The organism is Brevundimonas bullata (genome assembly GCF_014207965.1).
Taxonomy (GTDB): Bacteria; Pseudomonadota; Alphaproteobacteria; order Caulobacterales; family Caulobacteraceae; genus Brevundimonas; species Brevundimonas bullata_A.
In genome coordinates, this window is the sequence record NZ_JACHLM010000006.1 from 201037 (window position 1) to 220724 (window position 19688).

Below are 19688 nucleotides of genomic sequence, written 5' to 3' on the forward strand. Positions count from 1 at the left end.
GTCCTTGTCGAACACATGGTGTTGAGCCGCATCAAGGCCATCGCAGAAGCCGCAGCCTTTCGACACGAGGTCGGTGGGATTCTGTTGGGGAGCTATCGTGGCCGCGATCTTCATGTCATCGACGCTTCCGCTCCTCAGAACAGCGACCGTTGGTCCCCGACACGGTTCTGGCGATCTCCAGCCGGTCACCAGGCCTTTGCGGATGCAGCATGGAGACGGTCTGGCGGTCTGGTAACCCATATTGGCGAATGGCATTCCCACCCGGAACTCCGCCCGACCCCCTCGGTGATCGACCGGGCGTCCTGGCTCAAGTCGCGACGTGAGCAGCGACGCCCGCTCGCCTTCCTCATTGTCGGGACCGCCGATGTCTGCGTCTGCGCCGACGCGGAGCTCGGAACGATCCGGGCGCTTGTCCCCATCGACCAAGACGAAATGGGCGTTCTGTTTGGGCATCCCCTGAGCGATCCACCGCGACCTGTGACCGTAAGCTAATGACGAAGGCACGTCTCGATGTTCCCGAAGACTGGATTTCCCGGACGCTGGATCACGCGGTCCAGCGCTATGCGAACCGGACGGGTGAACTATTCTATTTCAGCATGAAGGGTCACCACGAGGCGGTCCGTCACGCTTACGAGGACCTCGGTGGCGAAGGTCAGTGGTGGATCCCCACCCTCAGCAACAATCTGCTCAAGGCCATCGCCCTGACGTTGAACGGCCAGTGGCAGAACGACGTGGTGGAATGGTTGTGCGAAACCCAGGCCTTCGGATCATCAGGTGCCACGGACTTCTCCAAATTCAGGAAAAGCGCGTCGCCGGAAGCGGTCGACAAGCACGTCCGCCGCCTACGGGGATGCGGCCTCTCGACATTCCCGGAATACGCCACGCTCCGGGAACTGCACCTCGTCGCTAATGCGGTGAGGCACGGTCCGGGACGTTCCCTGACCGAACTTTGGGAAGCCCATCCGGAACTGTGGGCACCCGATAGCGAGATCATCCGACTGCGCCCTTGGTACATGCCCGCGAAAGAGCCCTTGTCTCAGTTCATCGTCAGCGAGGCTGACATGAACCGATACAACGATGCGGTTTGCACCTTCTGGAACCGGGTCGCTGAGGCAGCCCTCACGGAGGGTGAAGGATCAGACTGACCTGCGTCAGCGGTCAAAATTAACAGAGTCCGCACCCCAAGATCTCGATACTCGATTTGCTTAGCTACCCGCTCCCGCAAAGCAGACCAGATCGACGACGGCTCAGAGTCACGAGCCGCCATCAAGCCATGAAAAAGCCGCGCGCCCCCAAAGGGCGCGCGGCGAGTTTTCGCTCGATCTGTGCGCTGCGGCTATTCGGCCGCGAACGCATAGGCGTCGTCGTTCGGCGCGGTGCGGGTTTCGTCGTCAGCACCCTCGCCTGCCTCCTGCGCCTCCGCAGGCACACCAGCCTGCGTCCGCAACACCGACGGCAGCCAGCCCCGACCCTCCACTAGCCGTTCCGCCGCCTCGGCCATGTCGCCCTTTCTGAACCCGGCGATCCGGCCCGCTTCCTCCGGATTGACGGCCTCGGTCACCGCCTCCAGCACCCGCGCCTTGGCCACCCGCGAGAAGTAACTGGCCGCCGTCGCCGTCCACGTCCCGGCCATGTCGAGCCCTACAGCCGTCGCCAGCGTCTCGGCCTGCGCCAAGGCGCCGGGCCGCCGGTCGTGCGGATCGCGCACCGCGTAGAGACCGACCCCGGCGCAGCAGGCCATCAGGTCCAACTGCTCCGAAGGCGGCAGCGCGGCCACCACGCCCCAGAGGTCTTCCGGGCGCTCGGGCAGGCGCGCGCCCCACGCCTCGCACCGGTCGCTGACCCGGCGTCCGGCGGGGCCGTCCTCCACCCCCGGCGCCAGCCGCTCCAGCCCGGTCGTCGTCAACCGAAGCTGCAACGGCGTCCAGACGCCGTAGCCCGGATAGAAGACCTGCAGGGCGAGCGCGTGAACCACCGTCGCCAGCGCCGCATTCACATCGGCCTGCACCGCGTCGCGCAGACCCATGGTCTTGTGGGCGGTCAGGTCGATCAGCAGACGATCCGACAAGGCCGAGGGCGCCTCGTCCTCGGCGGCCTCCGCCTCCGAGCCCGGCGAATTGTCCGCACTCTCGTCCGCCGCCTCTTCCTCCTGCCACGGCGACGGCGGATCGGCGGGCACGTCCTCGGCGCGGACCAGTCCGCGCTCGAAGCGGGCGAGGCCGTCGTGACCCAGCGTCACCACGACCCCGGCCCGCGCCCTGGCCTCGTCGGCATAGGCGAAGTCCGGGCCGAAGGCCTGCAAGGCCTTGTCGATCTCCTCCAGCCGGGCGTCCACCTCGGGGGGGAACATTTCCGCCGCGTCGGTTTCAGAGACGAGGCGGTCGTATTCCTCGGACAGGGCCGCGATTTCGGCGACGTCCGCGTCCGACCGTTCGACCGCCACCGGATAGACCCGCCCGAACGCCGAAACGTCGGGGTAGTCCAGACAGGCCTCGGCCCATTTCCAGCCCTCGCGCTCGCGGGCCTCGTCGGCCAGTCCGGTCAGCTTGTCGCCGACCAGCCGGTCCAGCAGGACCACATCCTCCAGCCAGCCGCCGCCGTCCTCGGTGAACAGGTCGCGCAGCACCCCGCCCCCCTCGGCCTCGTAGGCCTCCACGCCGACGAAGCGGACGCGCCGGTCATCGACGCGGACCTTGGCCTCGGTCATGGCGCGGCGGATGGCGTAGGCCGGGGTGTGCGGCCCGATCTGCTCCAGCACCTGCCGTTGCCGCTCGCGGTCCTCGCTGACGCAGAAGGCGGTCAGTTGGTCGAGCGCCAGCGTCCCCTCCCGATAGGCCGTCATCAACTCCGGCGCCGCCGACCCGAGCCGCAGCCGCTGGCGCACCACATGGGCCGACACTCCGAACCGGGCGCCGATCTCTTCGGGTCCGTAGCCCTTCTCGGCGGCGAGCCGCTGGAAGGCCTCGAACTGGTCGGCGGGGTGCATGGCCTCACGGGTCATGTTTTCGTCGAGGCTGATCTCGTGGGCGTCGTTCTCGGCGTCCACGATGACGCGCACCGGATGGGTGCGCTTGATCGCCTTGCGCTTGGCCAGCAGCCGCAGCCCCTGACGGCGTCCCTCGCCGATGGTGACGAGGTAGTTCCCGGTCGGGGCGCCCTCCCCGTCCCGCTCGACCTCGACCACGGGCGGCTGCAACACCCCCTTGGCCCTGATGGAGGCCGCGAAGGCCTCGATGGTCGTCGCGTTGTCCGGGGTCTTCCTCGCATTCTTCGGCGAGGCCTTGAGCCGGTTCAGCGGCACGATCAGTTCCGCGCCGTGCTGCGGCGCGGTCGCCTCGGTCGCGGCGGTTTCGATGGATTGAGCAGTCATGTCTGCCTCCTTTGGGCATGGGTTGCAGGCACGCGAACTGCGCGCCTGAAACCCTGCCCGTCGGCGAGACCGGGGTAGCAAGGGCCAGGGCGGACCGGCCGGAGGGGGATCGCCCGGGCTGCACAAGCCGATGATGATGATGATCATGAACAGCATGACCGCGCGGAAGGCCGGGGAGACCGGCCGGTCCGGCGGCGGAGCCGCTTCACCCTGGCCCGCGCGAGGGCGGAGCCCTTAGCGCTTCCGAGCGGCGTGGCGGCGTGCGCCTGTGGACGAGACGTCCAGCCAGGCGGAGTCCACCTTGACCCTGCCTCCTGTTCCGCCTTTGTTCTTGCCATGCCCTACCGCAAGACCGTCATTGTCGAATGGCAGACCGCCGGCGACCGCCGCTCCTATTTCGTGCGGCCCGGCAGCCGGTCCCGCCCGTGGATCTGGTTCCGGGACGGCGACGTGCCGCCCTTCGACGAGGCTTGCGCCCGCTTCGTGGTCGAGAAGCGCGCCGGCCGCTGGGTGGCGGTGGAGCGGGCCTGAGAGCGTCGCCGTCCGGCGAACGGGCTGACGGCGACGCCCGCACGCCGCCATGCCGTCGGATCGATACGCCCCTCGACCGCTAGTCGGCGGCCTCCGCCTGTGCCTTGCGGGCGTCCTCCAGAATCTCCAGGCCGCCCCTGGCGGCGATCCCGGCGACGATGACGCCGACCACCAGGTCCGGCCAGGACTGGTCCAGCCACAGCACCAGTCCGCCCGCGACGATGATGCCGCCGTTGGAGGCGAAGTCGTTGAGACTGAAGGTCTCGGCGGCGCGCAGATTGACGTCGTCGCCGTCCAGCCGCCGCAGCAGTTGCAGACAGATCAGGTTCACCACCGCCGCGACGACAGCCAAGACAATCATGGTCCCGCCGATCGGCTCGGCCCCCAGCCACCACCGCCGGCCGGCGTCGACCAGGACGCCGACGGCGAAGATGAGCAGCAGGACGCCCGACGTCGTCGCCGCGCGCCGCTTCCAGGTCAGGGCCCGGCCGACCGCGAGGAAGCTGATCAGATAGACGACGCTGTCGGAGGCGTTGTCCAGCGCGTTGGCCAGCAAGGCGCTGGAGTCCGCCAGCAGGCCGCCGAGACCGAGCCCGGCGAACAGCAGGCCGTTGAGGATCAGGACGACCAGCAGGGTCCTCCGCTGGCGCTCATGCCGGCCATTGACGGTCACAGGGGTTCCTCCCTCTTCTCCAGAATGCGCGCGGCCAGGGTCGGCAGCACCAGAAGCGTCAGCAGCGTGGCGGTCAGCAGGCCGCCGATGACCACGGTGGCCAGCGGTTTCTGGACCTCGGCGCCGGCCCCGAAGGCGAAGGCCATCGGGATGAAGCCCAGCATCGCGACCAGGGCCGTGGTCAGAACGGCCCTGAGGCGACTGACGGCCCCCTCGACGGCCGCCGTCAGGGGCGCGGCCCCTTCCTCGTAACGCTGGCGAATGGCCTGCATCAGCACAAGCCCGTTCAGCGTCGCGACCCCCGAGACGGCGATGAAGCCGACCGCGGCCGAGATCGAGAACGGCATGCCGCGCAGCAGGAGCGCCACCGCCCCGCCGACCAGGGCCAGGGGCACGCCGGCGAAGACCAGGGCCGCGTCCTTGAGCGAGCGCAACGCCAGGAACAACAACAGGCCGATGGTCAGGAAGACCAGAGGCACGATCATCGCCAGGCGGGCGCTGGCGCGTTCGAGGTTCTCGAACTGCCCGCCCCAGTCGAACCAGCCGGACACAGGCGGGCGCACCTCGCGACCGACGGCTGCGCGCGCCTCGTTGACGAAGCCGCCGAGATCGCGGCCCCGGACGTTGGCCTGGACGACGATGCGCCGCTTGCCGTTCTCGCGGCTGATCTGGTTGGGGCCCTCGGTGACCTCGAACCGGGCGACCGCCGAAAGGGGCACTGTCAACGCGCCCGGTTCGGCCGCTTCCGGCATCACCGGCAACTGGGCCATCACCGCCGGATCGTTGCGCAGATCGTCGGCCAGGCGGACGACGACATCGAAGCGGCGGTCGCCTTCCAGGATGTGGCCGGCCGACCGCCCGCCCAGGGCGATGGCCAACGCATCGGCCGCGTCGCTGGCGTGCACGCCTTGCGCCGCCGCGATGGTCCGGTCGACGGCGGCGGTGATCGACGGCTGGCCCGAGACCTGTTCGACGCGGACATCGGCCGCGCCGGGGATGCGTCGGAGGACGGCGGCGACCTGATCCGCGCTGGCCTGCATGGCGGCGAAGTCGTCGCCATAGACGGAGACGGCCACGTCGGAGCGAACCCCGGCGATCAGCTCGTTGAAGCGCATCTGGATCGGCTGGGTGAATTCGTAGTTGTTGCCGAGCAGGTGACCCAGGTTCTCCTCCATGCGCTCGACCAGCTCGGCCTTGGCCAGGGAGGGGTTCGGCCACTCGTCGCGCGGCTTGAGCATGACGAAGGTGTCGGAGATCGAGGGCGGCATGGGATCGGAGGCCACTTCGGCGGTGCCGGTCCGGGTGAAGACCTGCTCCACCTCCGGCATCGCCTGCAGGGTTCGTTCGACCTGGAACTGCATGGCCTGGCTCTGTTCGAGCGAGGTGGACGGCACCCGCAGCGCCTGGACCAGAACGTCGCCCTCGTCGAGCGTCGGCACGAACTCGCGACCGAGACTGAGGAAGGCGAGCAATCCGACGAGAAGCGCGAGTCCCGCCCCGACGACGACGGCACGCGGGCGGTCGACCACCCGCCGCAGGAGCGGCTCGTAGCGGGCCTTGGCCGCCCGGCTCAGCCGGGTCTCGTCGTCGTGCCCCTTGGGCTCCCGCACCCAGATGGCGGCCATGGCCGGCACGAAGGTGAAGGACAGGATGAAGGCGCCGAGCAGGGCGAACATCACGGTGCCGGCCATGGGGCCGAACATCTTGCCCTCGACGCCTTCGAACATCAGCAGCGGCGCATAGACCAGAAGGATGATGGCCTGGCCGAAGGCGGCCGGCCGCGCCATTTCTTTAGCCGCGTCGACCGCCACGGCCAGCCGTTCGGGCAGGCTCAGGGCGCGGCCGACGCTCTCGCGCCGCATGGCGAGCCGCCGCAGGGTGTTTTCGATGACGACCACGGCGCCGTCGACGATCAGGCCGAAGTCGAGCGCGCCCAGGCTGAGCAGATTGGCGCTGATCCCGAAGCGGTTCATGGCCGTAGCGGCGAACAGGAAGCTGAGCGGGATGACCAGAGCGGTGATGATCGCAGCCCGCACATTGCCGAGCGCGAAGAACAGCACGGCGATAACCAGCAGGGCGCCGAGGGCGAGGTTGTGCTCGACGGTGCGGATCGTGGCCTCGACCAGTTGGGTGCGATCCAGCGCCGGCTTGACCACGACGCCAGGGGGCAGGCTCGCGCCGATCTCCTTCAGCCGCTCGCCGACGCGATGCGCCACGGCGCGCGAGTTCTCGCCCTGGAGCATCAGGGCCGTGCCCACCACGGTCTCGCGGCCGTTGCTGCTGGCCGAGCCGAGGCGCGGCGCGCGGCCGATCTCGACCATGGCCACGTCGGAGACCCGGATCACCTGGCCGCCGCGATTGAGGATCGGGGTCTGGGCCAGCTCCTCGAGGCTGCGGATCCGCGCGTCGGCCCGGACGATGTAGGCTTCGCCGGCCCGGTTGACATAGCCGGCCCCGGCGATGCGGTTGGCGTGTTCGAGCGCCTCGACCAGTTGCACAAGGCCCACGCCATAGGCGGCGAGACGCGCGGGATCGGGATGGACCGCGTACTCCTTCACATAGCCGCCCTGGACGTCGATGCCGGCGACGCCTTCGACGGTCTTGAGCTGGGGCGCGATGATCCAGTCCTGGACCGTGCGCAGATAGGTGGCCTTCTCCTCGTCGGTGGTCAGACGCTCGCCCTCGGGCGTGAGGTAGACGGCACCTGTGCGGGCGGCCGGACCGGTCAGCTCGACGGTGAAGATGAAGACTTCGCCGAGGCCGGTGACCACCGGCCCCATGGAGGGTTGGACGCCTTCCGGAAGGTCGTCCCGAGCCGCCTGCATGCGCTCGTTCACCAGGCTGCGCGCGAAATAGATGTCGGTCCGATCGGTGAAGACGGCGGTGATCTGCGAGAAGCCGTGCCGCGACAGCGACCGGGTCTCGACCAGGCCCGGTAGGCCGGCCAGCGCCGTCTCCATCGGGAAGGTCACCTGACGCTCGACCTCCTCCGGCCCGAGCGCGGGCGCGACGGTGGTCACCTGGACCTGGCGGTTGGTGATGTCCGGGACGGCGTCGATGGGCAGCCGCACCAGTTCGCGCACGCCGAAGCCGGCGAGGACGATCGCGGCCAACACGACGAGCCAGCGATAGCGCACGGCGCCCGAGATGATCCGGTCGAGCATCAGTCGTGGTCCTCCACGGCGCCCTTGCCGAGCTCGGCCTTCAGCAGGAAGGCGTTCGCGCCGGCGATGCGCTCGGAGCCGGTCAGGCCGCGAACGATCTCGATGCGGTCGACGGCCCGCCGGCCCGGAACCACCGGCTGGGCCCGGAAGCCCGTCGGGGTGACGACGAACACGACACTGGCGCCGTCGACGGTCTGCACCGCCTCGGCCGGGACGGCGATGCCGCTTTCGCCGCCGGTGATGATAGAGCCGCTCACCGCCGAACCCGGCGGCGGCGCGACGCCGTCGGCCCGGGCGCGGATCAGGGTCGATCCGGATTGCGCGTCGGCGCCCGGGGCCACGGCGGTGACCACGGCCGCATACTCGGCTCCGTCCGCGCCCTGGACCGTGATGCGCGCACCGGGCCTGACCGTCGCCGCCAGGGCGGCGGGGGCGTTGAAGACCAGTTCGACGCGGTTGGGATTGGCGATGGTCGCGACCGGATCGCCCTGCTGGACGACGCCGCCTAGTCCGACTCTCAGGGCCGTGACGACCCCGGCGATCGGGGCGACGATCGTCGCCCGCCCGCTGGCGTTGGGGCCTCCAGCGGCGGCGACCCGGGCCCGGCTGGCGCGGGCCTGGGCCTCGGCGGCGGCGGCGCGCGCCTGCGACGCTTCGACGTCCTGGCGCGCGACCACGCCCTGGTCGAACAGATTGGCGTCGCGCGTCCGCGCGGCGGAGGCGGCGCGGGCTTCGGCGGTCGCGGCGTCGGCCTCCGCCCGAAGGGTCGCGCCATCCCCGCTGATCACGACCGCGATCGGCTGGCCGGCGCGGACGACCGAACCCGGCGCGACCAGCAGCCGTTCAATGCGGCCGCCGAGGGCGGCGCCGACGGACGCCTGGGCGTCCGGCGCGGCCTCGACCCGTCCGGCGAGGTGGGTTTCGCCGCCGCCGCCGGACTGCACCGAGACGATGCGGATGCCGGCGGCCTGGGCCTCGGCCGGCGACAGGGTGACGACGCCGGGTTCGCCGCCTTCGACCTCTTCGGCATGGCCTTCCTCTCCCTCGGCCGCCGTTCCGGCCGCGGGCGCGGCGGTCAGCCGGGCGGCGCCGTAACCGGCGCCGACGGCCACGATCAGGGCGGCGACCGCCGCGGCGGTCCTGGTGCGGGTGTTCATAGTTGAGCTCCAAAGGGGGCGCGGCCTTCGAGGCGCGCGAGTTCGGCTTCGGCCCGGGCCCGCATCAGGCGAGCCGCGATGGCGACGTCCCGGGCCTGCACGAGACCGCTGCGGGTGCTGCGCAGTTCCAGTTGGGAGAGACGGCCGGCCTCGAAGCCGATCCGCGTCAGGCGGTAGGCCTCGGTCGCCGCCGTCACGGCGGCGTCGGCGGCGACGACGCGGCTGGCGGCCGCGTCCCGCCGGGCGGCGGCGGCGCGCCAGTCGGCGTCGGCGTCGAGGCGCGCGCCCCTAAGCCTCGCCTCGGCGGCGCGCACCTCGGCCTCCGCGGCCAAGACCCCGCCCCGGTTCCGGTCGAACAGCGGCAGTTGCAGGCTGACGCCGGCGGTCAGCGCGGTGGCGTCCTCGGCCTCGAACCGCCGGACCCCGACGCTGGCGCGAACGTCCGGTCGGCCGCGCGCCGTTTCGACGCGCACCCGGCCCTGGGCCGCGCCGCGCTCGGCGACGAGGGCCAGAACGGCCGGCACATCGGCCGCCTGACCTACTGAGGCCGTGGGCGATCGATCGAGCAGGGAGCTCTCCACGGAGGTGAGCGGCGTCTGTCCGCCGGCCAGGGCGGTCAGCTCGGCGAAGGCCGCGTCGCGCTCGGCCCGCGCCTCGTCGAGCGCGGCGCGCGCCGCCGCCGCTTCGCTCTCGCCCTGGATGCCGCGCAGCAGCGGCTCCCGGCCCTCCTCGACGAGGATCAAGGCCGCGCGCGCGTCGGCGACCGCGAGTTCGAGCGCCTCTTCAGCCAGGGCGTATCGCCGCTGCGCGGCCTCCGCCTCGGCGTAGGCGACCGCGAGCGCGGCGGCGACTTGCAGCCGGCTGGCGTCGCGGCGCCAGCGAGCGGCTTCACGTTCCGATTGAGCCACACCGACACGGGCGCCGCGACGTCCCCAAAGCTCCAGATCCTGCGAGACCGTCAGGGTGGTCTCGGCTCCATCCACCCCCTGGAAGGGACCCCGACCGAGGATGTTCTCGACCTCGAGCCCCAGTTCGGGATTGGGCCGCACGCCAGCCTGCGCCAGGCGGCCTTCGGCGGCGGCCAGATTGGCGTCGGCTTCGGCCGCGGCGGGCGCGGTCAATGCCTGGGTCAGCAGTTGTTCAAAGGCCGGCGCGGGGTCGGCCCAAGCCGGAAAGCCGGCCGCCAGAGCCAGGACGGCGAAGGCGCAGCCGACCGCGCGCGGCGGCCGACAGGGAGGTGACAGAGACATGATCGGGGTTCCAGAGTTTCGACGAAGGCGAACGCGCCGGGGCGCGGGCGAACGTCAGGCTCTGGGCGGTCGTTCTGGTCCCGCGGGCGTGCGGGAGGGCCGGTGATCCACGAAAAGAACGGGGTGAGTCGCGTCCGCGCTGACGGCGCGGCTGACCTCGGGCGCGGGCGGCGGCGCCGTGAGGCCGCCATGGTGGCACTGGCAGTGCGTGCAGCCGCGCGGATCGGCGGCGCCCCGGTCGGCGTTGTCCCTGTCTCCGGCGGGGGCGGCGACCTGGGTCGCCGTCACTTCGACAAAGGACGCGCCCGCCTCCTCGGCGATGCAGGCGGCGGCGTCGACCGCTGTCGCCAGGACGAGGAACGACAGGAACGACGCCAGAAGCGTCGCCATCAGTCCTCGTCTCGCCAGGCCCTTGCGCATGGGGCCCTGTAGCACGCGCCGCCGTGTTCGTAACCGCGTCATGGCCGCGCCGCGCGATAGAAGGTGATCGAGCCCGTCAGGGTCGGCAGCACATGAAGTTCGCGAACGCCGACGAAGCCGGCCCCGGCGATCAGGGCGGGCAGGACGCCGTCGGCGTTCGGCTGGGTGTTCTCGTAGCCGTCGAGCGACTGGACGATGCGGAACAGGGTGCGCATCGCGCCCGTCTGTCGCCCGTAGTCGGCGATGTGCAGCGTCCCGCCGGACTTCAGCGCCCGCCAACTCGCCGCCAAGCCGAGACGCTTCTCCTCCATGGGCAGTTGATGGAAGACGAGGCTGGACGCCACCTTGTCGGCGACGCCCTCGCCAACGAGCGAGGCCACGTCGCGCGCGAAGCCCTGGACGAAACGGATCGGCCGGCGGGCGGCTTCCGCCTTCACCGCCGCCCGGCTGAGGATGTCGCCGTCGGGATCGAGGCCGATGATGCGCGCGTCCGGCGCGCGGCGCGCCAGGGACACGGCGAACGATCCGGTCCCGCAGCCGAGGTCGATGATCGTCTCGCCGGCCTCCGGGTCCACCTGGTCGAGCAGTCGGGCGCGCCAGGCCCGCTCCCGGGTCAACAGGGCGATGGCGGGATCGTAGAGGCCGCTCAGGGCGGCGTGGCCGAGCGCGGGGGTGAAGCTCGCGGTCACGCCGCGGCCTTCAGCTCGGCGCGCGATTGTTTCAGGATCGACCAGGCCGACTGCAGGAAGACCACCGCCAGGATCGCCCCCGCGATCAGGTCCGGCCAGCGGGAGGCGGTCAGCCACACCGCCAGACCGGTGCCGGCGACCACCACGCTCTGGATCAGGTCGTTGCGCGTGCACAGCCAGACCGAGCGGACATTGGCGTCGCCCTCGCGGTGGCGGACCAGCAGGAGCGCGGCCAGGGCGTTGGCGAAGAAGCCCAGGGCGCCCAGGCCGGTGATGACGAACCCTTCCGGCGGCGCCCCGGAGGTGGCGCGCCAGATCGCGTAGCCGAGGATGAACAGCGCCAGCGCCGCGAGACTGGCGCCCTTGACCAGGGCCGCTCCGGACCGCACGGCGACCGTGCGCCCGATCACGGCCAGGCTGATGCCGTAGGTGGCGGCGTCGGCCAGGAAGTCGAGGGCGTTGGCCCCCAAGGCGGCCGAGCCCTGCAGGGCCGCGCCGCCGGCGATGGCCAGGAAGGCGGCCCCGTTGATGGCGATCACCGCCATGAGGATGCGCCGATAGGCCGGCGTGGCGCCGTCGAACTTCACGGTCGCGCCGCAGCCGCAGCCGGAGGCCGCCGGTTCAGAGGATAAGGGACGTTCGGTCATGGCTCTCCACCTGTCATCATGAGGATGCATCCTCCAGTCGCTGGAGGATCAAGCGGAAATTCGCGCCCGCGGCCGAACCTCCGGACTCGCCGACGGGTCTTGATCCTCCAGCGACTGGAGGAGTTAGGATGCGGACCGAGCCGGAGCGAACCCACCATGAGGCCGATGAACGCCGAACAGAGAGAGATCGCCGCCCGCTCGGCGGCGGCGATCGCGCTGAGCGCCGCGGCGGTCGCCGCCGCCTGGCTATGGCTGCCGCCCGCGCTGCTCGGCGCCACGCCGGATATGGCGACGGCCGATCGGCTGGCCTACGCGCTGAAGGCGGACCTGCCGGTCTTTCTGTGGCTCGGCGGCTGTCTGAGGGCTGTGGCCAGCATCCGGTTCCGATCGGACGCCGACCGGCCGGGCGCAGCCTACGGGTCGCCCAGCGCCCGGCTGGCCGTGCCGGCCGCCGTACTTCAGAACTCCCTCGAACAGACGGTCCTGGCGGTGGGCGCCCATCTGGTCCTCGCCACCGTGCTGCGGGGCGAGGAGATGATCCTGCTGCCGGTGCTGGTCGCCCTCTATCTGGCCGGCCGGGTATTCTTCGCCCTGGGTTACGCCAGGGGCGCGGCCGCCCGAGCGTTCGGCATGGCCCTCACCGGCACCTCCACCATCGCCGCCTTCGGCGTCGCCCTCGTCCTCATGGGGCTCGGCCGATGATCCCGCGCCGGGTCGCCCTCCGGCCATCCGTCAAACCCGAGACGACGCAATGACCCAGCCCTCCCCCGCTTCATCGGGCCTGCGCCCGATCGGCAAGCTCGCCGCCGCCACCGGCGTCAAGGTTCCGACAATCCGCTTCTATGAAGAGATCGGCCTGCTTCCCGCGCCGCCGCGCACCGCCAGCGACCGGCGCATGTATGACGACGCGGCGGAGCGCCGCCTGTCCTTCATCCGGCATGCACGCCAGCTGGGCTTCGACCTGGACTCGATCCGCTCCCTGCTGGACCTGTCCGATCACCCGGACCGGCCCTGCGCCGAGGCGAACGTCATCGCCGAACGCCACCTGGCCGAGGTGAAGCAGAAGATCGCCCAGCTCAGGGCGCTGCAAGGCGAGCTCTCGCGGATGACGGCGGAATGCGCCGGTGGCCGGGTCTCGGCCTGCAAGGTGATCGAAGCCCTGCACGATCACCCGGCGTCGCTTTGAGCGCGACAGTCTCGCGGCGCGAATGCTAATGCGAGCCGCTCACAACTAGGTTTCCCATGCGTCCTCTGTTCCACCTGCTCGCCCTGCTGTTCGCCATGGCGCTGGCTGGCCCCGCCCTCGCCCAGGCCCCGTCCGCCTCGGAGGCCCAGGTGGCCTGGCGGCTGCTCGACTATGTGGCGGTCGACTACGCCGGCGCTGTGGCCGATGGCGAGATCGTCAACCCGGCCGAATACGGCGAGATGATCGAGTTCAGCACCCAGATCCGGACGCGTCTGGACGCCCTGCCGGCCAACCCGGCCAAGGCCGCTCTGGCGCGCGACGCCGCGGGCCTGCAGGCGGCCATCCGGGACAAGGCCGATCCGGCCGTCGTCGGCGCCCGGGCGAAGGCCCTGGCCGGCGCGGTGCTGACGGCCTATCCGAGCCCGCTGGCGCCTTCGTTCCCGCCCGACCTGGCTCGCGGCGCCGCCCTCTATGCCGAGCAGTGCGCTGTCTGCCACGGCGCGACCGGTCGCGCCGACGGCCCGGGCGCCGAGGGGCTCGACCCGCCGGCGATCGCCTTCGCCGACCTGGAGCGCGCCCGCCAGCGCAGCGTCTTCGGCCTCTACCAGGTGATCGACCAGGGGCTGGAGGGCACGGCGATGGCCAGCTTCTCGCACCTTCCGGCCGAGGACCGCTGGGCGCTGGCCTTCTATGTCGGCCGCTTCGCCTTCACCGACGCCGAAGCCGCCGAGGGCAAGCGCCTGTGGGACGGCGATCCCGCGGTCCGTGCGGCCTTCCCCGACCTAGCCGCCCTCACCCAGACCACGCCGGCCGACCTGGCCACCCGCCTCGGCGAACCCCGGGCGCGAGCCCTGACCGCCTATCTGCGGCGTCATCCCGAGGCGGCGGCGCGCCCGGCCGGATCGACGCTGACCCTGGCGCGGACGCGCCTGGCGGAGAGCGAGGCGGCCTATCGCCGGGGCAACCGCAAGGCGGCGACGGACCTGGCGCTGTCCGCCTACCTCGACGGCGTCGAGCCGATCGAGCCGGCCCTCGGCGCCCGGGACAGCGCCCTGATGCGCCGGGTCGAGACCGCTATGACCGAGCTGCGCGTCTCGATCAGCCGGGGCGCGCCCGCCCGGGAGGTCGCGGACCGGGTCGCGCGTGCGAACGCCCTGCTGGACACGGCCGAGCGGGCCCTCGCGCCCCAGGAGGCGGACAATCTCGCCAGCTTCCTCGGCGCCTTCACCATCCTGCTGCGCGAAGGCCTGGAGGCCCTGCTCATCGTGGTGGCGATGATCGCCTTCCTCAGGAAGGCCGAACGCCCCGAGGTGCTGCGCTACGTCCACGGCGGCTGGGTGGCCGCGTTGGTCGCCGGCGGCGCCACCTGGGCGGCCGCGACCTTCTTCATCTCCATCAGCGGCGCCAGCCGGGAGCTCACCGAGGGCTTCGGCTCGCTTCTGGCCGCCGTCGTGCTCGTCTCGGTCGGCATCTGGATGCACGGCAAGTCGCACGCCGACGCCTGGCAGACCTATATCCGCGACAAGCTCTCCCACGCCCTGTCCAAACGGTCGGCCTGGTTCCTGTTCCTGCTGGCCTTCGTGGTGGTCTACCGGGAAGTGTTCGAGACCATCCTGTTTTATGCGGCGATATGGAGCCAGGGCGGCCATGTCGGCATGCTGGCCGGCGCCCTGACGGCGGTGGCGATCCTGGCCGTGGTGGCCTGGGCCCTGCTGGCCTACAGCAAGCGCCTGCCGATCGGCCGGTTCTTCTCCCTGAGCTCGATCCTCATGGCTGTCCTCTCGGTCGTCCTGGTCGGCAAGGGGGTGGCGGCGCTGCAGGAGGCGGGCTGGCTCGATGTCCACCCCCTGGCCTGGATCCCCCGCATCGAGATCCTCGGCCTCTATCCGACCGTCGAAGGCGTCGCCGTTCAGCTGTTGACGATCGCCATCCTCGTGGTCGGCTTCTCTCGGCATGGGACGCCGAAGGGCACGCGGCCGGCCTCTTGAGCGGCCGTCTCCGTCTGCGGCCCTCAGACTGCGGCCCGTCGGCAAGGATATCGGCGCCGCTTGGGCACGAGGGCGCCGATACCCGAACGATCCGCGGATACCAAAGATGCGGGGCTGCAGCCGATGGCTGTGAGAGCCCAGCCTTGGTGTGCGGAGATTAAGCTCCCTATTCTCCGCACCATGCGCGGAGAATAGCCTTGCTCTTGCGGCGAATAACGCCCATATTCTCCGCAAGGAGTGCGGTGAATGGCGGAGTACATCCACGAGATCGAAGGCTGGCCGCGTCTGGACTGGCGCGCTGACGCGCTCGCCGATCGCCTCGCGGCGGTCCGTCACCGCCAGGGCCTTCTACTTGGCCGGATGCATACGCTCGGCTTCGACCTGCGCGCTGAAGCGGTTCTCGAGACCCTCACCGAAGACGTCCTCAAGTCCAGCGAAATCGAAGGCGAACTGCTCGACAAGGATCAGGTGCGATCCTCGATCGCCCGCCGCCTCGGCATGGATATCGGAGCCCTCGCCCCTGCGGACCGCAACGTCGACGGCGTGGTCGAGATGATGCTCGACGCGACCCAGAACTTTGCGTCTCCGCTCACCGAGGACCGCCTGTTCGCCTGGCACGCCGCCCTGTTTCCGACCGGGCGCAGCGGCATGACGAAGATCGTTGTCGGCGCCTGGCGCAACGAGAACTCCGGCCCGATGCAGGTCGTCTCGGGCCCTTTCGGACGAGAGCGCGTGCACTACGAAGCGCCGCCCGCCGCCCGTGTGCAGGACGAGATGCGGGTGTTCCTCGACTGGTTCAATGACGAGCCGCGGACGGATCCGGTCCTCAAGGCCGCGATCGCTCACCTGTGGTTCGTGACCATCCACCCGTTCGACGACGGGCATGGCCGGATCGCACGCGCGATCGCCGACATGGCGCTCGCCCGCTCCGAGAAAAGCGCCCAGCGCTTCTACAGCATGTCCGCCCAGATCCGGCTGGAGCGCAAGGACTACTACGCCACCCTGGAGACGACCCAGAAAGGCGCGCTTGACGTGACCCTCTGGCTGGACTGGTTCCTTGGCTGCCTCGATCGCGCGTTCGACGGCGCGGAAGCCACCCTGACCCATGTGATGCGCAAGGCGCGCTTCTGGGAGGCGCTCGCCGGTCAGACGTTGAGCGGGCGCCAGAGCACGGTCATCAACCGGCTGCTCGACGGCTTCGAAGGCAAGCTCACCTCGACCAAATGGGCGGCGCTGACGAAGTCCTCGCCCGACACGGCCTTGCGCGACATCAACGATCTGGTGGATCGGGGCATCCTCGTGAAGGATGAAGGCGGCGGGCGCAGCACGAGCTACTCCCTGGTCGATCGAGGATAGGCGGCCTCCTACGGCGCCGGCGGGACTCTGGGCGGGGCGGCTCCGCTCAAGAAGCGGGTCTCAACAGGGTGAATCGCAATTCGCCACTTCTGGCGAGTTACGCCAAGACGCCAGCTTATTTCCCCAGAAGTGGCGACTTACGACCTTTGCCAAGCGCGCGACGCCCCAAGCCGCCGCCGACGCGGCCTCAAGCCTGACGCGCGATGGCGATAGCCGGGAGATCGGCGGCGGCGTCGACCGGAATTCCGGCCGCCTTGCGCTCGGAATAGCGGTCCACGAGCTGGGACGCGTGGGGCCGGACAAGGATGGTGAAGCGCACCAGTTCCTCCATCACATCGACGATGCGCGCATAGTAGGCCGAGGGCTTCATCCGCCCCGCCTCGTCGAACTCCTGGAAGGCCTTGGCCACGCTGGACTGGTTGGGGATGGTGATCATCCGCATCCAGCGGCCCAGCAGGCGCAGGGTGTTGACGGCGTTGAAGCTCTGGGAGCCGCCCGACACCTGCATGACCGCGAGCGTCCGGCCTTGGGTCGGGCGCATGCCGCCCAGGCTCAACGGCAGATGGTCGACCTGCAGCTTCATCAGGCCGGACACCTGGCCGTGCCGCTCCGGGCTGCACCAGACCATGCCTTCCGACCACAGGGCGTGCTCGCGCAACTCGCGCACCGCCGGATGGTCGTCGTCGCCGGGCGCGCCCGGCAGGGGCAGGTCGGACGGGTCGAAGATGCGGGTCTCGCATCCCATGCGCTGCAGCAGGCGGGCCGCTTCCTCGACGCAGAGCCGCGAGTAGGAGCGTTCGCGCAGCGACCCGTACAGGAGAAGAATGCGTGGCGGGTGGTCGTGCGGACCCAGGCCGCCCGCCGGATCGCTCGACAGAAAAGCCGCGTCCAGGGCCGGCAGATGATCCGGATCCGGCAGCGGCCGCAGACGCGCGAAGGTCATCCGAGATCCTTGGTGAGATAGGCGGCCGAGGCCGGGCAGATGTCCGTGAACTCGCCGGTTCGCCGGATCGCTTCGGGCGCGGTCTCCCGATCGGCGGCGACGAAGCCGCGCCGGATGAAGAAGGGCTCGGCCGTCGTGGTGAGCAGGTGAAGACGTTCCCCGCCCATGTCGCTCGCCACGGCTTCGGCGGCGGTCAGGATGCGGCTTCCGAGGCCTTGCGCCTTCCTGTGGGCGGATACGACCAGGGAGCGCAGCAGCAGGTCCCGCCCCTGCCCTTCCAAGCCGACGTATCCGGCCAGGGCGCTGTCGTCGTCGGCGCGGAAGTAGCGGCCGGCGCCGGGGTCCGGCAGGCCCTCGGTTCTGAGCGCGGCGATCAGACCGGAATCGTTTGCATCGACGCGGTGAAGCCCGATCATCAGACGACGTCCGCCGGCGGGGCGGTGTCCGGGAACCAGCGCCGGCCCATCCACAGCGCGACCGACACCAGCAGGATCAGCACCGGCACCTCGACCAGCGGCCCGATGACCGCCGCGAAGGCCACCGGCGAGGTCAGCCCGAACGCGGCGATGGCCACCGCGATGGCCAGTTCGAAATTGTTCGAGGCCGCTGTGAAGGCCAGGGCTGTGGTGCGCGGATAGTCGGCCTCGATCAGCCTGCCCAGGAGGAAGCTGACCACGAACATGACGAGGAAGTAGATGGTCAGCGGAATGGCGATGCGCAGGGCGTCGAGCGGAAGAGCCACCACCTCGCCGCCCTTGAGGCTGAACATGACCACGATGGTGAACAGCAGGGCGACCAGGGTGATCGGCCCGATGCGCGGCAGGAAGCGGCGCTCGTACCAGTCGGCACCCCGGCGGGCGATCAGACTGCGGCGGGTCAGGAAGCCGGCCAGGAACGGCAGGCCGAGGTAGATCAGAACGGCGCCGGCGATGGTCCAGACGCTGACGTCGACCACGCTGCCCTGCAGGCCGAACAGCGGCGGCAGGACCGTCAGGAAGATCCAGGCGTAGAGGCTGAAGAACAGGATCTGGAAGATCGAGTTGAAGGCGACGAGCCCGGCCACATACTGGTTGTCGCCCCGCGCCAGCTGGTTCCAGACCAGCACCATGGCGATGCACCGCGCCAGGCCGATCAGGATGACGCCGGTCATGTATTCGGGCTGATCGCGCAGGAAGATGACCGCAAGGACGAACATCAGCACCGGACCCAGCACCCAGTTCTGGAACAGGGACAGGGCCAGCACGCGCCTGTCGGCGAACACGCGCGGCAGCGCCTCATAGCGGACCCTGGCCAGCGGCGGGTACATCATCAGGATCAGACCGATGGCGATCGGGATGTTGGTCGCGCCGACCGAAAGGCTGTCGACCCAGGCGGGAAGGCCGGGAACCAGGGTTCCCAAGGCGACGCCCAGACCCATGGCGGCGAAGATCCACGCCGTCAGCCAGCGGTCGAGGAAGGACAGGCGGCGCGGCGGCGCGGCCTCCGACACGGGCGTATCGATCATCGTCCCACCCGCCGGCCGTCGACGTCGATGACCACCTCGCCGTCCTCCTTGGTGAAGGGTTTGAGGCCCTCAGCGGGCAGAAGGTCAAGCACGGCTTCGGACGGCCGGCAGAGCCTGACGCCCAAGGGACTGACGACGATCGGCCGGTTGAGCAGGATCGGATGGGCCTCGATCGCGTCCAGAAGCTGATCGTCCGTCAGGTCGGGATTCCCGAGCGCCAGTTCGGCGAAGGGCGTGTCCTTCTCGCGCAACAGGTCTCGCAGCGGCGCGCCGGTGCGTTCGGCCAGCCAGGCGACCATGGCGCGCGACGGCGGGGTCTTCAGATACTCGACGACGTGCGGCTCGATGCCGAGGTGGCGAACGAGTTCAAGCGCGTTGCGCGACGTCCCGCAGGCCGGGTTGTGATAGATGACGATGTCCACGGGATCCTCAGGGGCAGCAGGGCGCGAGTTCAGCCAGCAGAGGCTCACACAGGTCCGCCCGGCCCCCGCAGCAGTCCTTGAGCAGGAAGAGGACCAGGTCGCGAAGCCGGTCCAGATCGACCCGGTAGATGATCGACCGGCTGCGACGCTCGGAGCGGATCAGCCCCGCGCGGGTCAGGACGCCCAGATGGGACGACAGGGTGTTGGCCGGGATCGCCAGATGGTTAGCGATTTCACCGGCCGGCAAGCCGCCGGGTTCGTGACGCACGAGCAGGCGGAACGCCTCCAGCCGCGTCGATTGCGCCAGGGCGGCGAGCGCCAGGATCGCGGGTTCGGTTTCCATAGTTCCGAATTAGTCGAAATATGGATATGTGCAAGCCCTCTCCGC

General features: G+C 70.3%; 20 protein-coding genes. 7 read left to right on the forward strand and 13 right to left on the reverse strand.

Features of this window, described 5'->3' with window-relative positions; translation table 11 throughout:
- The first annotated feature begins 15 nt into the window (after window positions 1-15).
- Together HNP51_RS19030 and HNP51_RS16060 are read left to right on the forward strand one after the other, a co-directional pair.
- Window positions 16-492 carry a Mov34/MPN/PAD-1 family protein gene (locus HNP51_RS19030; protein ID WP_409360133.1) on the forward strand — a complete coding sequence of 159 codons (477 nt, stop codon included), beginning with the start codon at window positions 16-18 and terminating at the stop codon, window positions 490-492.
- Window positions 492-1145 carry a hypothetical protein gene (locus HNP51_RS16060; protein WP_054765674.1) on the forward strand — a complete coding sequence of 218 codons (654 nt, stop codon included), beginning with the start codon at window positions 492-494 and terminating at the stop codon, window positions 1143-1145. Before HNP51_RS19030 ends, HNP51_RS16060 begins: the two co-directional genes overlap by 1 nt.
- Window positions 1146-1336: 191 nt before the next feature.
- Here the strand turns inward: HNP51_RS16060 and HNP51_RS16065 are convergent, their stop codons facing one another.
- Window positions 1337-3370, reverse strand: a complete 2034-nt coding sequence (locus HNP51_RS16065; RefSeq protein ID WP_184272792.1) for a ParB/RepB/Spo0J family partition protein — start codon at window positions 3368-3370, stop codon at window positions 1337-1339.
- A gap of 336 nt (window positions 3371-3706) precedes the next feature.
- Between HNP51_RS16065 and HNP51_RS16070 the strand changes: the two genes are divergently transcribed.
- Window positions 3707-3901, forward strand: a complete 195-nt coding sequence (locus tag HNP51_RS16070) for a hypothetical protein (protein WP_184272789.1) — start codon at window positions 3707-3709, stop codon at window positions 3899-3901.
- Window positions 3902-3980: 79 nt separating this feature from the next.
- On the opposite strand, the gene HNP51_RS16075 is transcribed toward HNP51_RS16070, so the two are convergent.
- From HNP51_RS16075 to HNP51_RS16105, 7 genes are all read right to left on the reverse strand, one after another.
- Complete coding sequence (locus HNP51_RS16075) at window positions 3981-4574, reverse strand: cation transporter (protein ID WP_224762133.1); 594 nt, start codon at window positions 4572-4574, stop codon at window positions 3981-3983.
- Complete coding sequence (locus HNP51_RS16080) at window positions 4571-7738, reverse strand: efflux RND transporter permease subunit (RefSeq protein ID WP_184272786.1); 3168 nt, start codon at window positions 7736-7738, stop codon at window positions 4571-4573. The genes HNP51_RS16075 and HNP51_RS16080 overlap by 4 nt, the downstream gene beginning before the upstream one ends.
- Window positions 7738-8895, reverse strand: coding sequence for an efflux RND transporter periplasmic adaptor subunit (locus HNP51_RS16085; protein ID WP_184272783.1), 1158 nt, complete (start codon window positions 8893-8895; stop codon window positions 7738-7740). The genes HNP51_RS16080 and HNP51_RS16085 overlap by 1 nt, the downstream gene beginning before the upstream one ends.
- Window positions 8892-10145 (reverse strand): TolC family protein, encoded by a 1254-nt coding sequence (locus tag HNP51_RS16090; protein ID WP_184272780.1) that lies wholly within the window; start codon window positions 10143-10145, stop codon window positions 8892-8894. Before HNP51_RS16090 ends, HNP51_RS16085 begins: the two co-directional genes overlap by 4 nt.
- 54 nt (window positions 10146-10199) lie before the next feature.
- Entirely contained in the window at window positions 10200-10535 is a 336-nt protein-coding gene (locus HNP51_RS16095; RefSeq protein ID WP_184272777.1) for a hypothetical protein, read from the reverse strand.
- Between the two features lie 68 nt (window positions 10536-10603).
- Entirely contained in the window at window positions 10604-11254 is a 651-nt protein-coding gene (locus HNP51_RS16100; protein WP_184272773.1) for a class I SAM-dependent methyltransferase, read from the reverse strand.
- Window positions 11251-11901 carry a cation transporter gene (locus tag HNP51_RS16105; RefSeq protein WP_184272770.1) on the reverse strand — a complete coding sequence of 217 codons (651 nt, stop codon included), beginning with the start codon at window positions 11899-11901 and terminating at the stop codon, window positions 11251-11253. Before HNP51_RS16105 ends, HNP51_RS16100 begins: the two co-directional genes overlap by 4 nt.
- Before the next feature lie 156 nt (window positions 11902-12057).
- Here HNP51_RS16105 and HNP51_RS16110 point away from each other — a divergent pair, with 156 nt between their 5' ends.
- The 4 genes from HNP51_RS16110 (at window position 12058) to HNP51_RS16125 (ending at window position 16431) form a co-directional block, all read left to right on the forward strand.
- Window positions 12058-12603 (forward strand): MAPEG family protein, encoded by a 546-nt coding sequence (locus HNP51_RS16110; RefSeq protein WP_184272767.1) that lies wholly within the window; start codon window positions 12058-12060, stop codon window positions 12601-12603.
- A gap of 79 nt (window positions 12604-12682) precedes the next feature.
- Window positions 12683-13087, forward strand: a complete 405-nt coding sequence (locus tag HNP51_RS16115; protein ID WP_185224826.1) for a helix-turn-helix domain-containing protein — start codon at window positions 12683-12685, stop codon at window positions 13085-13087.
- A 56-nt stretch (window positions 13088-13143) separates the two neighbouring features.
- Window positions 13144-15075: a cytochrome c/FTR1 family iron permease gene (locus HNP51_RS16120; protein ID WP_184272759.1), complete on the forward strand. Its 1932-nt coding sequence runs from the start codon at window positions 13144-13146 to the stop codon at window positions 15073-15075.
- Window positions 15076-15321: 246 nt separating this feature from the next.
- Window positions 15322-16431 (forward strand): Fic family protein, encoded by a 1110-nt coding sequence (locus tag HNP51_RS16125; protein WP_184272756.1) that lies wholly within the window; start codon window positions 15322-15324, stop codon window positions 16429-16431.
- Between the two features lie 187 nt (window positions 16432-16618).
- Here the strand turns inward: HNP51_RS16125 and arsH are convergent, their stop codons facing one another.
- The 5 genes from arsH to HNP51_RS16150 are packed head-to-tail and all read right to left on the reverse strand — an operon-like array spanning window position 16619 to window position 19643.
- Window positions 16619-17374 carry an arsenical resistance protein ArsH gene (gene arsH / locus HNP51_RS16130; RefSeq protein WP_184272753.1) on the reverse strand — a complete coding sequence of 252 codons (756 nt, stop codon included), beginning with the start codon at window positions 17372-17374 and terminating at the stop codon, window positions 16619-16621.
- On the reverse strand, window positions 17371-17790 hold the full coding sequence (locus tag HNP51_RS16135; RefSeq protein WP_184272733.1) for a GNAT family N-acetyltransferase: 420 nt from the start codon (window positions 17788-17790) through the stop codon (window positions 17371-17373). The genes arsH and HNP51_RS16135 overlap by 4 nt, the downstream gene beginning before the upstream one ends.
- On the reverse strand, window positions 17790-18878 hold the full coding sequence (arsB, locus tag HNP51_RS16140) for an ACR3 family arsenite efflux transporter (protein WP_184272728.1): 1089 nt from the start codon (window positions 18876-18878) through the stop codon (window positions 17790-17792). The genes HNP51_RS16135 and arsB overlap by 1 nt, the downstream gene beginning before the upstream one ends.
- Window positions 18875-19300, reverse strand: coding sequence for an arsenate reductase (glutaredoxin) (gene arsC / locus HNP51_RS16145; RefSeq protein WP_184272725.1), 426 nt, complete (start codon window positions 19298-19300; stop codon window positions 18875-18877). The genes arsB and arsC overlap by 4 nt, the downstream gene beginning before the upstream one ends.
- 7 nt (window positions 19301-19307) lie before the next feature.
- On the reverse strand, window positions 19308-19643 hold the full coding sequence (locus HNP51_RS16150; RefSeq protein ID WP_184272722.1) for a helix-turn-helix transcriptional regulator: 336 nt from the start codon (window positions 19641-19643) through the stop codon (window positions 19308-19310).
- Window positions 19644-19688 lie beyond the last annotated feature (45 nt).

What these genes read in the sequence shown, in the direction of transcription:
- HNP51_RS19030 (WP_409360133.1), top strand. Translation starts at nt 16, where the DNA reads ATGGTGTTGAGCCGCATCAAGGCCATCGCAGAAGCCGCAGCCTTTCGA.
- HNP51_RS16060 (WP_054765674.1), top strand. Translation starts at nt 492, where the DNA reads ATGACGAAGGCACGTCTCGATGTTCCCGAAGACTGGATTTCCCGGACG.
- HNP51_RS16065 (WP_184272792.1), bottom strand. Translation starts at nt 3,370, where the DNA reads ATGACTGCTCAATCCATCGAAACCGCCGCGACCGAGGCGACCGCGCCG.
- HNP51_RS16070 (WP_184272789.1), top strand. Translation starts at nt 3,707, where the DNA reads ATGCCCTACCGCAAGACCGTCATTGTCGAATGGCAGACCGCCGGCGAC.
- HNP51_RS16080 (WP_184272786.1), bottom strand. Translation starts at nt 7,738, where the DNA reads ATGCTCGACCGGATCATCTCGGGCGCCGTGCGCTATCGCTGGCTCGTC.
- HNP51_RS16085 (WP_184272783.1), bottom strand. Translation starts at nt 8,895, where the DNA reads ATGAACACCCGCACCAGGACCGCCGCGGCGGTCGCCGCCCTGATCGTG.
- HNP51_RS16090 (WP_184272780.1), bottom strand. Translation starts at nt 10,145, where the DNA reads ATGTCTCTGTCACCTCCCTGTCGGCCGCCGCGCGCGGTCGGCTGCGCC.
- HNP51_RS16095 (WP_184272777.1), bottom strand. Translation starts at nt 10,535, where the DNA reads ATGGCGACGCTTCTGGCGTCGTTCCTGTCGTTCCTCGTCCTGGCGACA.
- HNP51_RS16105 (WP_184272770.1), bottom strand. Translation starts at nt 11,901, where the DNA reads ATGACCGAACGTCCCTTATCCTCTGAACCGGCGGCCTCCGGCTGCGGC.
- HNP51_RS16110 (WP_184272767.1), top strand. Translation starts at nt 12,058, where the DNA reads ATGAGGCCGATGAACGCCGAACAGAGAGAGATCGCCGCCCGCTCGGCG.
- HNP51_RS16120 (WP_184272759.1), top strand. Translation starts at nt 13,144, where the DNA reads ATGCGTCCTCTGTTCCACCTGCTCGCCCTGCTGTTCGCCATGGCGCTG.
- HNP51_RS16125 (WP_184272756.1), top strand. Translation starts at nt 15,322, where the DNA reads ATGGCGGAGTACATCCACGAGATCGAAGGCTGGCCGCGTCTGGACTGG.
- arsH (WP_184272753.1), bottom strand. Translation starts at nt 17,374, where the DNA reads ATGACCTTCGCGCGTCTGCGGCCGCTGCCGGATCCGGATCATCTGCCG.
- HNP51_RS16135 (WP_184272733.1), bottom strand. Translation starts at nt 17,790, where the DNA reads ATGATCGGGCTTCACCGCGTCGATGCAAACGATTCCGGTCTGATCGCC.
- arsB (WP_184272728.1), bottom strand. Translation starts at nt 18,878, where the DNA reads ATGATCGATACGCCCGTGTCGGAGGCCGCGCCGCCGCGCCGCCTGTCC.
- HNP51_RS16150 (WP_184272722.1), bottom strand. Translation starts at nt 19,643, where the DNA reads ATGGAAACCGAACCCGCGATCCTGGCGCTCGCCGCCCTGGCGCAATCG.